At 67.8% G+C, this 15,384-nt stretch carries 11 protein-coding genes and 1 pseudogene; 8 read left to right on the forward strand and 4 right to left on the reverse strand.

The annotated features are described in order from the left end of the window. Positions 1-13: 13 nt before the first annotated feature. From gatB to gatC, 3 genes are read right to left on the reverse strand one after another with little or no spacing between them, the layout of a single operon-like run. Entirely contained in the window at positions 14-1,462 is a 1,449-nt protein-coding gene (gene gatB / locus AR540_RS03565) for an Asp-tRNA(Asn)/Glu-tRNA(Gln) amidotransferase subunit GatB (RefSeq protein WP_059226467.1), read from the reverse strand. A 15-nt stretch (positions 1,463-1,477) separates the two neighbouring features. Beyond that, entirely contained in the window at positions 1,478-2,929 is a 1,452-nt protein-coding gene (gatA, locus tag AR540_RS03570) for an Asp-tRNA(Asn)/Glu-tRNA(Gln) amidotransferase subunit GatA (RefSeq protein WP_059226468.1), read from the reverse strand. Positions 2,930-2,937: 8 nt separating this feature from the next. Next, positions 2,938-3,225 (reverse strand): Asp-tRNA(Asn)/Glu-tRNA(Gln) amidotransferase subunit GatC, encoded by a 288-nt coding sequence (gene gatC / locus AR540_RS03575; RefSeq protein WP_059226469.1) that lies wholly within the window; start codon positions 3,223-3,225, stop codon positions 2,938-2,940. A 231-nt stretch (positions 3,226-3,456) separates the two neighbouring features. On the opposite strand from gatC, the gene mreB reads away from it, so the two are divergent. The 8 genes and pseudogenes from mreB (at position 3,457) to tldD (ending at position 14,765) form a co-directional block, all read left to right on the forward strand. Beyond that, positions 3,457-4,500 carry a rod shape-determining protein MreB gene (gene mreB, locus AR540_RS03580; RefSeq protein WP_059226470.1) on the forward strand — a complete coding sequence of 348 codons (1,044 nt, stop codon included), beginning with the start codon at positions 3,457-3,459 and terminating at the stop codon, positions 4,498-4,500. 87 nt (positions 4,501-4,587) lie between these two features. Further along, positions 4,588-5,589, forward strand: a pseudogene (gene mreC / locus AR540_RS03585) (rod shape-determining protein MreC); the annotation flags it as partial. A 200-nt stretch (positions 5,590-5,789) separates the two neighbouring features. Next, positions 5,790-6,278, forward strand: coding sequence for a rod shape-determining protein MreD (gene mreD, locus AR540_RS03590; RefSeq protein ID WP_059226471.1), 489 nt, complete (start codon positions 5,790-5,792; stop codon positions 6,276-6,278). Between the two features lie 63 nt (positions 6,279-6,341). Continuing rightward, entirely contained in the window at positions 6,342-6,950 is a 609-nt protein-coding gene (locus tag AR540_RS03595) for a Maf family protein (protein ID WP_059226472.1), read from the forward strand. Positions 6,951-7,004: 54 nt separating this feature from the next. Next, complete coding sequence (rng, locus tag AR540_RS03600; RefSeq protein WP_059226473.1) at positions 7,005-8,459, forward strand: ribonuclease G; 1,455 nt, start codon at positions 7,005-7,007, stop codon at positions 8,457-8,459. 12 nt (positions 8,460-8,471) lie between these two features. After that, the gene (locus AR540_RS03605) at positions 8,472-12,305 is read left to right on the forward strand and encodes a YhdP family protein (protein WP_059226474.1); all 3,834 of its coding nucleotides are present in this window, start codon (positions 8,472-8,474) and stop codon (positions 12,303-12,305) included. A gap of 58 nt (positions 12,306-12,363) precedes the next feature. Then, positions 12,364-13,200, forward strand: a complete 837-nt coding sequence (locus AR540_RS03610; protein WP_059226475.1) for a carbon-nitrogen hydrolase family protein — start codon at positions 12,364-12,366, stop codon at positions 13,198-13,200. A 119-nt stretch (positions 13,201-13,319) separates the two neighbouring features. Continuing rightward, complete coding sequence (tldD, locus tag AR540_RS03615; RefSeq protein WP_059226476.1) at positions 13,320-14,765, forward strand: metalloprotease TldD; 1,446 nt, start codon at positions 13,320-13,322, stop codon at positions 14,763-14,765. Between the two features lie 47 nt (positions 14,766-14,812). Here the strand turns inward: tldD and yjgA are convergent, their stop codons facing one another. Continuing rightward, positions 14,813-15,337, reverse strand: coding sequence for a ribosome biogenesis factor YjgA (yjgA, locus tag AR540_RS03620; RefSeq protein WP_059226477.1), 525 nt, complete (start codon positions 15,335-15,337; stop codon positions 14,813-14,815). Positions 15,338-15,384: the final 47 nt, after the last annotated feature.

Below are 15,384 nucleotides of genomic sequence, written 5' to 3' on the forward strand. Positions count from 1 at the left end.
CTTGCGACAGCCGTCAGCCTTCCAGTTTCTGCTTGAGCAACTGATTGACCTGGCCAGGGTTGGCCTTGCCCTTGGAGGCCTTCATCGCCTGGCCGACGAAGAAGCCGAACATCTTGCCGCGCTTGGCTTCGTCGCTGGCACGGTACTGCTCGACCTGGGCGGCGTTGGCGGCCAGGACCTCGTCCAGCATGGCCTCGATGGCGCCGCTGTCGGTGACCTGCTTGAGTCCCTTGGCTTCGATGATGGCATCGGCACTCTCGCCTTCGCTGGCGGCCAGGGCCTCGAACACCATCTTGGCGATCTTCCCGGAGATGGTGTCGTCCTTGATGCGCAGGATCAGGCCGCCCAGTTGGGCCGCGCTCACCGGCGACTGGGCGATCTCCAGGCCATCCTTGTTGAGCAGGCTGGACAACTCGCCCATCACCCAGTTGGCGGCCAGCTTGGCATCGCCACTCACCCGCTGGACCTCCTCGAAGTAGTCGGCCAGTTCGCGGCTGGCGGACAGCACGCTGGCGTCATAGACCGACAGGCCGTATTCGCTCTGGAAGCGGTCGCGCTTCTCGGTCGGCAACTCGGGCAACTGGCTGCGCACCTCGGCGAGGAAGGCCGGCTCGATCACCACCGGCAACAGGTCGGGGCAGGGGAAGTAACGGTAGTCGTTGGCTTCTTCCTTGCTCCGCATGGAGCGGGTCTCGTCCTTGTTCGGATCGTACAGGCGGGTTTCCTGGACCACCTTGCCACCGTCCTCGATGAGCTCGATCTGGCGCTGCACCTCATGGTTGATGGCCTTCTCGATGAAGCGGAAGGAGTTGACGTTCTTGATCTCGGCGCGGGTACCGAAGGCTTCCTGGCCTTTCGGGCGCACGGATACGTTGCAGTCGCAGCGCAGCGAACCCTCGGCCATGTTGCCGTCGCAGATGCCCAGGTAGCGCACCAGGGCGTGGATGGCCTTGACGTAGGCCACGGCTTCCTTGGCGCTGCGGATATCCGGCTCGGAGACGATCTCCAGCAGCGGCGTGCCGGCGCGGTTCAGATCGATGCCGCTCATGCCATGGAAGTCCTCGTGCAGGCTCTTGCCGGCGTCTTCTTCCAGGTGCGCGCGGGTGATGCCGATACGCTTGACGGTGCCGTCTTCTAGGGTGATGTCCAGGTGCCCCTTGCCGACGATGGGATGGTCCATCTGGCTGGTCTGGTAGCCCTTGGGCAGGTCCGGGTAAAAGTAGTTCTTGCGCGCGAAGACGTTGCGCTCGGCGATCTCGGCGTCGATGGCCAGGCCGAACTTGCAGGCCATGCGCACGGCCTCGGCGTTGAGCACCGGCAGGGTGCCGGGCATGCCCAGGTCGATCAGGCTGGCGTGGGCGTTGGGCTCGGCGCCGAAACTGGTGGCGCTGCCGGAGAAAATCTTCGATTGGGTGCTGAGCTGAGCGTGGATCTCAAGCCCGATCACGGTTTCCCATTGCATGTCTTGATCCTTTCCTCAAAAGCCGCTCGGCGCCTGGCGGTGCCAGTCGCTGACCTGTTGATACTGGTGGGCGACGTTCAGCAGGCGGCCTTCCTGGAAATAGTTGCCGAGCAGTTGCACGCCTACCGGCAGGCCATCGATGAAGCCGGCCGGCATGGACAGGCCGGGGATGCCGGCGAGGTTGGCGGCGATGGTGTAGAGATCCTCGAGATAGGCGGAGACCGGGTCGTTGCTCTTCTCGCCAAGCTTCCAGGCCAGGTTTGGCGTGGTCGGGCCGAGGATGACATCGACCTCGGCGAAGGCCGTGACGAAGTCGTTCTTGATCAGCCGGCGGATGCGCTGGGCCTTGAGGTAGTAGGCGTCGTAGTAGCCGGCCGAGAGGGCATAGGTGCCGACCATGATGCGGCGCTTCACCTCGGCGCCGAAGCCTTCGCCACGGGACCTCTTGTAGAGGTCCTCCAGATTCACCGGATTCTCGCAGCGATAGCCGAAGCGCACGCCGTCGAAGCGCGACAGGTTGGAGCTGGCCTCGGCCGGGGCGATGACGTAGTAGGCCGGAATCGCATGCTGCAGGTTGGGCAGGGAGATGTCCTTGACCGTGGCGCCGAGCTTTTTCAGCTCCTCGACCACGGCCAGCACCTTCTCGCCGATGCGGGCGTCGAGACCGGCGCCGAAGTATTCCTTGGGCAGGCCGATGCGTAGCCCGGTCAGCGGTTGCTGGAGGGCGGCGCGGTAGTCGTCCACCGGCTGGTCGACGCTGGTGGAGTCCTTGGGATCGAAGCCGGCCATGGCCTGCAGCAACAGGGCGCAGTCTTCGGCGGTGCGCGCCAGCGGGCCGCCTTGGTCGAGGCTGGAGGCATAGGCGATCATGCCCCAGCGCGAGACGCGGCCGTAGGTGGGCTTGAGGCCGGTGAGGTTGGTCAGGGCTGCCGGCTGGCGGATCGAGCCGCCGGTGTCGGTGCCGGTGGCAGCCGGCAGCAGGCGCGCGGCCACCGCCGCGGCTGAGCCGCCGGAGGAGCCGCCGGGGACGCGCGTACGATCCCAGGGGTTCTTGACCGGGCCGTAGTGGCTGGATTCGTTGGCCGAGCCCATGGCGAATTCGTCCATGTTCAGCTTGCCGAGGGTGACGGTACCGGCGGCGGCCAGCTTCTCCACCACGGTGGCGTCGTAGGGCGCCTGGAAACCGGTGAGGATCTTCGAGCCGCAGCTGGTCAGCACGCCCTGGGTGCAGAACAGATCCTTGTGGGCGAGGGGCGCGCCGAGCAGGGCACCGTTCTCGCCGGCGGCGCGGCGGGCATCGGCGGCGCGCGCCTGGGCCTGGGCCTGGTCGGCGGTCACGGTGATGAAGCTGTTGAGCTGCGGATCGAGGCGCTCGATCCGGGCCAGCAGGTCGCGGGTCAGCTCTTCGGCGGAAAAGTCCTTCGCGGCCAGGGCGGCGGCGATCTCGGTCAGGGTCAACTGATGCATGTCGTGTCTCACTCGATCACCCTGGGTACCAGGTAGAGCCCGGCTTCCACGGCGGGGGCGATGGCCTGGTAGGCGTCGCGTCGATCGCTTTCGGTGGCCTGGTCGGCGCGCAGCCGCTGGGTGGCTTCCAGTGGGTGGGCGAGGGGTTCGACGCCCGCGGTGTCCACGGCCTGCATGAGATCCACGAGGCCGAGAATGTCGTTGAGGGTGGCGGTGGTAGCGGCGAGATCCGCTTCGTCGAGGCCCAAACGGGCCAGGTGAGCGATCTTTTCGACGTCGGTGCGTTCGAGCGCCATCGGCTTCTCCAGCAGGAAGGCGGCGTGACCCGGGTGGCGGCCGCGTATGCAGGAGACGGGCAGGGCGGGTCGGGCGCCGCGTTGAACGAGGGCTTAATGGCCCGGAAAAGCTCTCAATCTAGCACATCGGCGCCTTGCCCTAAATCCCTGCGATTGTTAGAGTCTGCCGCACTTTTTTACCCGCACGTTTGTCCTGTCGCGTGCCTGCTCGTCACCGCCTAGGGTCACCTCATGTTCAAGAAATTGCGTGGCATGTTCTCCAGCGATCTGTCGATCGACCTGGGAACCGCCAACACTCTGATTTACGTCCGCGAGCGCGGCATCGTGCTGAACGAGCCGTCGGTGGTCGCTATCCGTACCCACGGCAACAGCAACCAGAAGAGCGTGGTCGCCGTCGGTACCGACGCCAAGCGCATGCTCGGCCGTACGCCGGGCAACATCTCCGCCATTCGCCCGATGAAGGATGGCGTCATCGCCGACTTCAGTGTCTGCGAGAAGATGCTGCAATACTTCATCAACAAGGTGCACGAGAACAGCTTCCTGCAGCCCAGTCCGCGGGTGCTGATCTGCGTGCCCTGCAAGTCGACCCAGGTCGAGCGCCGGGCCATTCGCGAATCCGCGCTGGGTGCCGGTGCCCGCGAGGTGTTCCTCATCGAGGAGCCCATGGCCGCGGCCATCGGTGCCGGCTTGCCGGTCGAGGAAGCCCATGGCTCCATGGTCGTCGACATCGGCGGCGGTACCACCGAGATCGCGCTGATCTCCCTGAACGGCGTGGTCTATGCCGAGTCGGTCCGCGTCGGCGGTGATCGCTTCGACGAGGCCATCGTCACCTACGTGCGCCGCAACTACGGCAGCCTGATCGGCGAATCCACCGCCGAGCGCATCAAGCAGGAAATCGGTACCGCCTATCCGGGCGGCGAGGTCCGCGAGATCGACGTCCGTGGCCGCAACCTGGCCGAAGGCGTGCCGCGCAGCTTCACCCTCAATTCCAACGAGGTGCTCGAAGCCATGCAGGAATCCCTGGCGACCATCGTCCAGGCGGTCAAGAGCTGCCTAGAGCAGTCGCCGCCGGAGCTGGCCTCCGACATCGCCGAGCGTGGCCTGGTGCTGACCGGTGGTGGCGCCCTGCTGCGTGATCTGGACAAGCTGCTGGCGCTGGAGACCGGCCTGCCGGTGATCGTCGCCGAGGACCCGCTGACCTGCGTGGCCCGGGGCGGCGGCAAGGCGCTGGAAATGATGGATCGCCACGCCATGGACCTGCTGTCCACCGAATAAGGCAGTTCCAGGCTACAGGCCCCGATCCGGTCGCCCTGGGTGGCCGGGTCGTCGGGCGCGTTCTGCGAGGAACTCACCATCAAGCCGATTTTCAGCAAAGGCCCGGCGCTGGGCATTCGTCTGTTGATCCTGGCCGCCCTTTCGGTGGGTGTCATGGTCACCGATGCGCGTTTCGACTATCTGAAACCCGTGCGCAGCGAGCTGGCGCTGGTACTCTCGCCCCTCTACGAGGTGGCGGGCTTTCCCCTGCGCGTCTGGGAAGGCGTTAGCGATCAATTCTCCAGCCGCAGCGAACTGATGGCGGAGAACGAAAGACTCAAGGCCGAACAACTGCTGTTGCAACGCCGCCTGCAAAAGCTTGCCGCCCTCACCGAGCAGAACGTGCGCCTGCGCGAATTGCTCAATTCCGCCGCCCTGGTGGACGACAAGGTGCTGGTGGGCGAGCTGATCGGCGTCGATCCCAATCCCTATACCCATCGCATCATCATCGACAAGGGCGCGAAGGACGGCGTCTTCGTCGGTCAGCCGGTGCTCGACGCCAGCGGCCTGATGGGACAGGTGGTGGAGGTGATGCCCTATTCGGCGCGCGTCCTGTTGCTCACCGACGTCACCCACAGCATCCCGGTCCAGGTCAACCGCAACGGCCTGCGCGCCATCGCCGCCGGTACCGGCAACCCCGAGCGCCTGGAATTGCGCTACGTGGCCGACACCGCCGACATCAAGGAGGGCGACCTGCTGGTGAGCTCCGGCCTGGGTCAACGCTTCCCCGCCGGCTACCCGGTGGCCACCGTATCCAAGGTGATCCACGACTCCGGGCAGCCCTTCGCCGTGGTCCGGGCCATTCCCACCGCCAAGCTCAATCGCAGTCGCTACATGCTGCTGGTGTTCAGTGATACCCGCACCCCCGAGCAGCGCGCCAACGATGCCGCCGAGGCCCAGGAGGCCGCTGATCGCCATGCCGCCCAGCGTCCGGCCGCGGCGGCCAATCCGCCACCGGCGGGCGCCTCGGCCGCGCAACCGGCGGCGGCCGGTGCACCAGCCGCAGGTGCCCCCGCTGCGACGCCGGGCGCCACCACCAATGGCCGCCAGGCGACGCCGACCAAGCCCCCGGTGAACGCCACGGGTACGGCGGCCCATCCGAGTACCCCGGCCAAGCCGCCGGCGCATGGCGCCGCTCCGGCGACCGGCCAGTCGGCAGCCACCCCCGCCCAGCCCCAGAAACGGGTGCCACCGCTGCCCGCCGCGAGCCAGCAGCCGGCTCCGGAATTGCCCGACGAGGGTGATCGCTGATGGCGCTGCGCATCGGCCACAACGGGTGGGTGATCTGGCTCACCCTGTTGGTCGGGCTGCTGCTGTCCGTGGTACCCATGCCGGAATTCATGGAGATCGGCCGCCCGCTGTGGCTGGCGATGCTGCTGACCTTCTGGACCCTGACCCTGCCGCACCGCGTCGGCCTGTTCACCGCCTGGACCATGGGGATCGCCGAGGACGTGCTCTACGGCAGCCTGCTGGGACAGACGGCGCTGGTCCTGAGCCTGGTGGTGTTCCTGGTCCGCTCCCTGGCGCAGCGCCTGCGCGCCTTCCCGATCTGGCAACAGAGCTTCGTGCTGCTGGTGGTCTACGGCATCGCCCAGTTGCTGGCGCTGTGGCTCAACGCCCTGGCCGGCAGCCGGCCGCCGACCCTGGTCTTCCTCACCCCCTCCCTGGTCAGCGCCTTGCTCTGGCCGTGGATCTACATGCTGCTTCGTGGGCTGCGCCGCAGATTCGGTGTCAACTGAACTGGTTTCACCCGCGCCGGGCTGGCATGCTCCCGTCATCTTCCTGTCGTCTGGTCGTCGTCGATGCCCCAGCTCTACCTTGCCTCCGCTTCGCCACGGCGTGCCGAACTGCTCGAACAGATCGGCGTCGCCTTCGAGAAAGTCGCTGCAACGGTGGACGAGACACCCCATCCGGGCGAGGGGGCGGAGGCCTATGTCGAGCGCCTGGCGCGGGCCAAGGCGGCCATGGGGCGGCAGGTACTGGCCGGTGCCGCGGACGCCTGTGTGCTGGGCGCCGATACCTGTGTGGTGCTGGATGACCGCCTGCTCGGCAAGCCAGGCGACCGGGCCGAGGCCCTGGCCATGCTCGCAGCGCTCGGTGGCCGACGTCATCGGGTGGTGACCGGCGTGGCCGTCGCCGATGGCGCGCGTTGCCTGAGTCGCGTGGTGGCCACGGAGGTGGAGTTCCGCCCCTTGCTGCCCGGGGAGGCCGAGCGCTACTGGGACACCGGCGAGCCGGCAGACAAGGCGGGCGGCTACGGCATCCAGGGCGCCGGTGCGGTCTTCGTGCGCGGGGTGGAGGGCAGCTACAGCGCCGTGGTAGGTCTGCCGCTGTGCGAAACCGCGGAACTGCTGAGCGCTTTCGCCATCCCTTGTTGGCGGTATCTCGGACTGACCACTGCACAGCCCTGACGCGCCCCGCGCCTCGGTCTGCCATCCGCCTTCCCACGACGCCAAGAGTCCTCCATGAGCGAAGAGATCCTCATCAACATCACTCCCATGGAGTCCCGTGTCGCCGTCGTGGAAAACGGTGTGCTGCAGGAAGTGCACGTCGAACGCACCCTGAGACGCGGCATCGTCGGCAACATCTATCGTGGGCGCGTGGTGCGGGTGCTGCCGGGCATGCAGGCGGCCTTCGTCGACATCGGCCTGGCCCGGGCGGCCTTCATCCATGCCGCGGAGATCTCCCAGCGCGAAGGCGCGGCGGTGGAAAGCATCAATGCCCTGGTGCGCGAGGGGCAGACCCTGGTGGTACAGGTCACCAAGGACCCCATAGGCACCAAGGGCGCCCGGCTCACCACCCACCTGTCGATCCCCTCGCGCTACCTCGTCTATATGCCGCGGACGTCCCATGTCGGGATCTCGCTGAAGATCGAGGACGAAGCCGAGCGCGAGCGGCTCAAGGCGATCATGGCGCGTTGCGTGGAGAGCGAGGGGATCGAGCAGGAAGGCGGCTTCATCCTGCGTACCGCCGCCGAGGCAGCGCGTGAAGAAGACATCCTCGCCGACATCCGTTACCTGCGCCGGCTCTGGCAGCAGATCTCCGGCAACCTCCAGGGGCCGACGCCAGTGCCCATCTACGAGGACCTGACCCTGGCCCTGCGCGCCCTGCGTGACCTGGTGGGGCCACGCACCGAGAAGATCCGCGTCGACAGCCGGGAGAATTTCCAGCGCATCGGCCAGTTCGTCGAGGAGCTGATGCCGGAGGTGGCCTCGCGCCTGGAGCACTATCCGGGCGAACGGCCGATCTTCGACCTCTATGGCGTGGAAGACGAGATGCAGAAGGCCCTGGAGCGCAAGGTACTGCTCAAGTCCGGCGGCTACCTGGTGATAGATCCCACCGAGGCGATGACCACCGTCGACGTCAACACCGGCGCCTTCGTCGGCCACCGCAATCTGGAAGAGACCATCTTCAAGACCAACCTGGAGGCGGCCACCGCCATCGCCCGCCAGCTGCGCCTGCGCAACCTCGGCGGCATCATCATCATCGACTTCATCGACATGGAAGACGAAGAGCACCAGCGCCAGGTGATCCGTACCCTGGAAAAGCAGCTCGAACGTGACCACGCCAAGACCAACATCATCGGCATCACCGAGCTGGGCCTCCTGCAGATGACCCGCAAACGCACCCGCGAGAGCCTGTCCCAGGTGCTCTGCGAGCCCTGCGCCAACTGCCAGGGGCGCGGCATCCTGCGTACCGCCGAGACCATCTGCTACGAGATCTTCCGCGAGATCCTGCGCGAGGCGCGGGCCTACCAGGCCAATTCCTATCTGGTGCTGGCCAATCAGAAGGTGGTGGACCGGCTGCTGGACGAAGAGTCGGGCAACGTCGCCGATCTCGAGGCCTTCATTGGCCGTACCGTCAAATTCCAGGTGGAGACCATGTACTCCCAGGAGCAGTACGATGTCGTGCTGCTCTAGGGCTGTCCGGTAATGTCCCTGCTCAAGCGCGGCGCGCTGATCCTGGAGTTGACCCTGCTCGCCCTGTTGACCCTCTACGTCGGACTCGGCCGCCTGCTCATGCCCTGGGTCGGCGAGTATCGCAACGAGGTCGAGGCACGCGCCGCGACCGCTCTGGGCGAGCCGGTCCGCCTGGGTCGCCTCGAAGGTCGCTGGGCCGTGTGGAATCCGGTGTTGGTGCTGCGCGACCTTACCCTCGGCCGGGGCGATAGCGCGGTACAGCTCGACCACCTGAAGGTGGTTCCGGATGTCTTCGCCAGCCTCTGGCATCGGCAACTGCGTCTGAAGTCCGTGCAGATCGACGGCGTCCACCTGGTCCTGCAGGAGGATGCCCAGGGCCACTGGCAGTTGCGTGGCCTGCCCCCGCGGCAACCGGACACCAAGCCCTTCGATCCCGCGCCGGTGCTCGACGCCCTGGCCCGCCTGGACCATGCCAGTCTGCTGGACAGCCAGCTCAGCCTGATTCCACGGCAGGGATCGCCGGTCACCCTGAGGTATGTCGAGGCCAGCCTGAGTCGGCAACTGAATGGCTCCCTGGCGCTGGCGACGCGCTTCCGGCTGCCCGATGGCGGCACCGTGGCCGCCCATCTCGACGCCACGCCACGGCCCCAGGACTGGCGTGCCAGTACCCTGCAGGGCTATGTCAGCCTGCCGGCCAGTGACTGGGCACGCTGGGTCCCGGCGGAATTGCTGCAGCAGTGGCAGCTCCGGCGGGCGCAGGCGGAAGGCGAACTCTGGTTCGACTGGGCCGAGGGGCGCCTGCAGCGCTCACGCCTGCAATTGCGCGCCGCCGAGTTGACCCTGGCCTACGCCGAGCGCGCTCCGGTGCGGTTGGAAGCGCTGCAGCTGGACGTGGCCCAGGACGCTACCGCGGCCCATCAGCAGGCGGCGCTGGCGCTCAAGGCACGGCTCGATGGCCAGCCCTTGGAAGGAAGCTTCGGCCTGGTCTACGACAGCGCCGCCCAGCACCTGCAGGTGCGCGGTGACCAGCTCGATCTCGCCCAGGCCGCGCGCCTGGCCAGGGATCTCGCGCCCTTGCCCGCCCCGGTCGCCCAGGCCGTGCAGGCACTGGCCCCCCATGGCCGGCTGCGCAATCTCAATGCCGATCTCTATCCGCAGAAGCCGCTGGCGGAGCGTCTCACCTACGCCACCAACGTCGAGCGGCTGGGCTTCGCCGCCTACCATGGTGCACCCGCCGCGGACGGCATCACCGGTAGCCTGAGCGGTAGCCTGGGTAGCGGTGAGCTGCGCCTGGACACCTCGGACTTCATGCTGCACCTGGCCGATCTCTTCCCCGAGCCCTGGCGCTACCGCACCGCCAAGGCGCGCCTGACCTGGAGTCTCGACGATCAGCGCTTCACCCTGGGCAGTGCCCTGATGCAGGTCACCGGCCCGGAAGGCACGGCCAGCGGCGACATGCACATCCAGCTCGGCCTGCACCCGGAAGTGGACAGCTACATGGACCTGCGCGTCGGTCTCAAGGACGGTGACGCCAGCTACACCCGCAAGTACCTCCCCACCCGCCTGCCGGCGGCGGACTTCAGCCCGGAACTCGCCCAGTGGCTGAGCACCGCCATCGTCGGCGGGCGCATCGACGAGGCCATCTACCAGTACCAGGGCTCCCTGCGCCACGGTTCGCCAGTCCATTCGCGGACCATGAGCCTGTTCTTCCGGGTGCACGATGCCCAGCTGGCCTACCAACCGGGCTGGCCGGCCCTGCGCCAGGCCCGGGGTGACGTCTTCATCGAAAACGACGGAGTCAAGGTCCAGGTCCCGGAAGGGCGCATCCTCGATACCCGGGTACGGGACGTCGAGGCACTCATCCCGCTGCTGCACGACGGCAGCGCCCCCCACCTGCGCCTTACCGCACGCCTCGACAGCAGCGTGCGCGATGGCTTGAAGATCCTCCAGGAAGCGCCCCTGCCGACCGCCAAGGTGTTCGCCGGCTGGAAGGGGGAGGGGGCGCTCGCCAACAGCGGCCTGAGCCTGGACATCCCCCTGGCCAAGGCCCAGCCGCCGGTGGTGGTGGTCGATCTGACCGCGGACAAGGCGCGCCTGGAACTGGCGGACCCCAAGCTGACCCTCAGCGACATCCGCGGCGCCTTTCGCTACGACACCCGCAGCGGCCTAAGCGCGCCGGACATCCAGGCGCGCGCCTTCGATCAGCCGATCCGTGGGCAGGCCCTGGCGGAAGGCAAGCCCGATGCTCCCCGCACTCGGCTGGTGCTGGACGGTCAGGTGGAGGTGGATCAACTGGCCCGCTGGTTGGGCAGTGGCCGCCGGCCCCTGCCCGCGCGGGGACTGCTGGGCTATCGCCTGGGGCTGACCCTGGACGACCACAGCGAGCTGGCCGTCACCTCCGATCTGCGCGGGGTACGCATCGATCTGCCGGCGCCCTTCGGCAAGGGCGCCGATGAGGCCCGCGACGGTTTCTTCAGCCTGGCCCTCAACGACGGTGAGCGACGGGTCGAGGCGACCTACAAGGGCCTCGCCGATGCCGTGCTGATGGTCGATCCCGCCGCCATCGCCAAGGGCCGTGGCGAGATCGTCCTGGGCGGCGGCACCGCCAATCTACCCACCAGCGCCGGCTACGACCTGCGCGGGCGTCTGGCGGAATTCGACCTGAGCGCCTGGCAGGGCGTCTATCAGCGCTATCTCGCGCCACCGGCCAGCGACGGCAGTGGCGCCGGGCAGGGCGGTGGCAACCGGCCCGATGTCTCCAGCCTGGGGCGGGGCGATCTCACCTTCGACCGCTTCCTCGCCTTCGGCCAGGAGATCGACGATCTGCGCCTCACCTACGAACCCCAGGACAGCGCCTGGCAACTCGGGCTGGCCAGCCAGGCGGTCACCGGTCAGGTACGCATCCCGCGCCAGACCGGCCAGCCAATCGACGTCAACCTGCAGCAACTGCGTATCCCCCAGACCCCGGCTGATCCCTCCGTGGCCAGCGAGGCGCCCCGTCCCGATCCGCTGGCCGACGTGGATCCGCGCAAGCTGCCGGCGCTCAATCTGGCCATCGACCGCCTGGAGCTGGGCGGTCGGCTGGTCGGTGCCCAGCGTCTGCAACTCAGGCCGTCGCCTTCCGGAGCCAACTTCAATGCCCTGGACCTGGACCTGCGTGGCCTCAAGGTACAGGGCGCCCTGCGCTGGGAGGGCGCACCCGGGGCGACCCGCAGTTATTACCAAGGTCGCCTTTCCGGCGGCAACATCGCCGACATCCTGCTGGGCTGGAACTTCGCCTCCAGTGTGACCAGCCGCGATTTCCGCCTGGATGCCCGGGTCGATTGGCCCGGCTCGCCGGCCTACGTCGCCCTGGCCCGCCTCAACGGCAGCCTCGACGCCCGCTTCAACAACGGCCAGTTGCAGCAGGTGGAGGGCACCGCCTCGGCGCTGCGCATCTTCGGTCTGCTCAATTTCGAATCCATCCGCCGCCGTTTGCGCCTGGACTTCTCCGACCTGTTCGGCCGTGGCCTGAGCTACGACAGCATCACCGGGGTGCTCGACGCCCAGCAGGGCGCCTTCCGCACCCGCAAACCCATCACCCTGACCGGCCCCGGCGCCGAGATGAGCCTGCGGGGGTTACTGGACATGGCCAACAACCAGGTCGATGCCGATCTCAAGGTCGGCCTGCCGGTGAGCAACTCGCTGCCGCTGGCTGCCCTGATCGCCGGTGCGCCGGCCATCGGTGGAGCCCTGTTCATCGTCGACCGGCTGATCGGCGATCGCCTCACCCGCATGGCCAGCATCAACTACCACATCGAGGGACCCTGGCAGAATCCGACCATGACCGCGGGCAAGCGCGATTGAGCATTGCCCTGCCACCGTACCGCCGCCTAGGATGGACGCTCCTGTCCGGAGAGTGCGCATGTCCATAGCCATCCTGCAGATGGTCAGCGGTCCCGCGGTGGCGGCCAATCTGCGCGCCGCCGAGCGGCTGCTCGAACGCGCCGCCAACGCCGGTGCCCAGCTGGCGGTACTGCCGGAGAACTTCGTCGCCATCGGTCACCCGGCCCCCGCCGACCTGGCCCGGGCGGAGGCGTGTGGCGAGGGTGAAATCCTGCCCTGGCTTGCCCACCAGGCACGCGAGCGAGGGTTGTGGCTGCTGGCCGGCACTCTGCCGCTGTTGCCCGACGGCGTCACCGAGGGCAAGCCCTGTGCCTGCTCGCTGCTGTTCGACGATCAAGGGCGCCGCGTCGCTCGCTACGACAAGCTGCATCTGTTCGACGCCGACGTCAGCGACAGCCAGGGCAGCTATCGCGAATCCGATCACTATGCTGCTGGTGAGACCTTCACGGTAGTGGATACCCCGGTCGGCCGCCTGGGCCTGAGCGTCTGCTACGACCTGCGCTTTCCCGAACTCTACGGCGCCCTGCGCGCGGCCGGGGCGGAGCTGATCAGCGCGCCCTCGGCCTTCACCGTGCCCACCGGCCAGGCGCATTGGGAATTGCTGCTGCGCGCCCGGGCGGTGGAGACCCAGAGCTACCTGCTGGGCGCGGCCCAGGGTGGCGTCCATGCCAATGGCCGCAGCACCTGGGGCCATGCCATGGCGGTGGACCCCTGGGGCGAGGTGCTCGCCGTACAGGCCAGCGGCGAGGCGGTCCTGCTCATCGAGCGCGATGCCGAGCGCCAGGCCGACTTGCGTCGCCGGATGCCGCTGCAACAACACCGCCGCTTCGCGCCCGCGCGCCTGGCCGGCGCCTGAGTGGCCGAACGCCAATGACGGCCATTGGTCATTTGCATCAGAGACCCGGACTCGCCGCGCGTAGGCTAGGCGCACCCCTTTCATCGTTCCGACGCCTTCTGGCGTCGTCTGGAGTTTCCATGAGTGATTACCTGACGAGCGTCGGCTCGGCCCTGCTGAGCCCTGGCGGACTGGCCGTCGATGATCTGCAACCGGTGCTGCAGCGCCTGGCCGGCCCCGGCATCGACGCCGCCGATCTCTACTTCCAGAGCATCGTCTCCGAGTCCTGGCTGCTGGAGGACGGCATCGTCAAGGAAGGCGGCTTCCACCTCGACCAGGGTGTCGGGGTGCGGGCGCTGTCCGGCGAGAAGACCGGCTTCGCCTACAGCAACGCCATCACCGGCGAGGCCCTGGACCTGGCGGCCCAGGCGGCACGCTCCATTTCCCGCAGTGGCGCCGAAGGCCAGGTCCAGGCGTTCCGCGCCGTGGAGCCGGCACAGCGTCTCTATGGCCAGGACAATCCCCTCGATGTATTGGATCGCGCCGCCAAGGTGGCCTTCCTGCAGCAACTGGACGAGGCCACCCGCGCCCTCGATCCGCGCATCCAGCAGGTCACCATCAGCCTGGCCGGCGTCTGGGAGCGGACCCTGGTGGCCGCCGTCGACGGCACCCTGGCCGCCGACGTGCGCCCCCTGGTACGCCTGGGGGTGAGCGTCATCGTCGAGCAGAACGGTCGTCGCGAGCGCGGCAACAGCGGTGGCGGTGGACGCAGCGACTACCGCTATTTCCAGGCCGACGACCGCGCCCTCGGCTACGCCCGCGAAGCCGTGCGCCAGGCACTGGTCAATCTGGAAGCCACCGCGGCCCCGGCCGGCACCCTGCCGGTGGTGCTGGGTGCCGGCTGGTCCGGCGTGCTGCTGCACGAAGCGGTCGGTCATGGTCTGGAGGGCGACTTCAACCGCAAGGGCAGCTCCAACTACAGCGGCCAGCTCGGTCGCCAGGTGGCGTCCTCGTTGTGCACCATCGTCGACGACGGCACTCTGCCGGATCGCCGAGGTTCGCTGTCCATCGACGACGAGGGCACCCCCAGCGGCTACAACGTGCTGATCGAGAACGGCATCCTCAAGGGCTACATGCAGGACAAGCTCAACGCCCGGCTGATGGGCGTGGCGCCCACCGGCAACGGCCGGCGCGAATCCTACGCCCACCTGCCGATGCCGCGCATGACCAACACCTACATGCTCGCCGGCCAGAGCGATCCGGCCGAGATCATCGCCTCGGTGGAAAAGGGCATCTACTGCGCCAGCCTGGGCGGTGGCCAGGTGGACATCACCAGCGGCAAGTTCGTCTTCACCACCAACGAGGCCTACCTGATCGAGAACGGCAAGCTGGGTCGCCCGGTGAAGGGCGCCACCCTGATCGGCAATGGTCCCGAGGTCATGAACCGGGTGTCCATGGTCGGCAACGACCTGGCGCTGGATGCGGGGGTAGGGACCTGCGGCAAGGACGGCCAGTCGCTGCCGGTGGGCGTGGGTCAGCCGACGCTGAAGATCGACGCCATCACCGTGGGCGGCACCGGCGCCTGATGCCGATGCCGATGCCGATGCCGGCCGTGGCCAGGGCCAACGAAAACCTAGCGCAGGCCGCGCTGGGTTTCGTCGAGGGTGCGGATGTACTTGAAGACCTTGCGTGCCGCCGCGGGCGGCTTGTTGTGCGCCGCCTCGTGCTGGGCATGGCGCACCAGACCGCGCAGGTGCTGGCGGTCGGTCTCCGGGTACAGCGCCACGAAGGCTTCCAGCGCCGCGTCGCCCTCGGCGATCAGGCGGTCGCGCCAGCGTTCCAGGGCGTGGAAACGCTCGTTGTATTGCCGGGTCGAGCTGTCCATCTGGTCGACCAGCGCCAGGATGGCTTCCAGATCCTGGTCGCGCATCAGCTTGCCCAGGTACTGGACGTGCCGTTTGCGCGCGATGTGCGTCTTGTGCTTGGGCGCTTCCGCCAGCGCCTTGCGCAGCGGATCGGTCAGCGGCAGGCGGTCCAGTTGCTCGGCCGGCAGACCGGCCAGGCGTTCGCCGAGGTCCTGCAGCGCATGCAGCTCGCGCTTGACCTGCGTCTTGCTCTTTTCGCCCAGCGGCGCGTCGTCGTCGTAAGAATCAACCATGAACTATGGGGTCCAGCTAAGAATGGGCGCCATCATAACGAGTTGCC

It is taken from the genome of Pseudomonas sp. EpS/L25 (assembly GCF_001512295.1).
Lineage (GTDB): Bacteria > Pseudomonadota > Gammaproteobacteria > Pseudomonadales > Pseudomonadaceae > Chryseomonas.

Coding starts and splice junctions, on each gene's coding strand:
- gatC (WP_059226469.1), bottom strand. CDS start 3,225: ATGGCGCTCGAACGCACCGACGTCGAAAAGATCGCTCACCTGGCCCGT.
- AR540_RS03610 (WP_059226475.1), top strand. CDS start 12,364: ATGTCCATAGCCATCCTGCAGATGGTCAGCGGTCCCGCGGTGGCGGCC.
- yjgA (WP_059226477.1), bottom strand. CDS start 15,337: ATGGTTGATTCTTACGACGACGACGCGCCGCTGGGCGAAAAGAGCAAG.
- gatA (WP_059226468.1), bottom strand. CDS start 2,929: ATGCATCAGTTGACCCTGACCGAGATCGCCGCCGCCCTGGCCGCGAAG.
- AR540_RS03605 (WP_059226474.1), top strand. CDS start 8,472: ATGTCCCTGCTCAAGCGCGGCGCGCTGATCCTGGAGTTGACCCTGCTC.
- rng (WP_059226473.1), top strand. CDS start 7,005: ATGAGCGAAGAGATCCTCATCAACATCACTCCCATGGAGTCCCGTGTC.
- tldD (WP_059226476.1), top strand. CDS start 13,320: ATGAGTGATTACCTGACGAGCGTCGGCTCGGCCCTGCTGAGCCCTGGC.
- mreB (WP_059226470.1), top strand. CDS start 3,457: ATGTTCAAGAAATTGCGTGGCATGTTCTCCAGCGATCTGTCGATCGAC.
- gatB (WP_059226467.1), bottom strand. CDS start 1,462: ATGCAATGGGAAACCGTGATCGGGCTTGAGATCCACGCTCAGCTCAGC.
- mreD (WP_059226471.1), top strand. CDS start 5,790: ATGGCGCTGCGCATCGGCCACAACGGGTGGGTGATCTGGCTCACCCTG.
- AR540_RS03595 (WP_059226472.1), top strand. CDS start 6,342: ATGCCCCAGCTCTACCTTGCCTCCGCTTCGCCACGGCGTGCCGAACTG.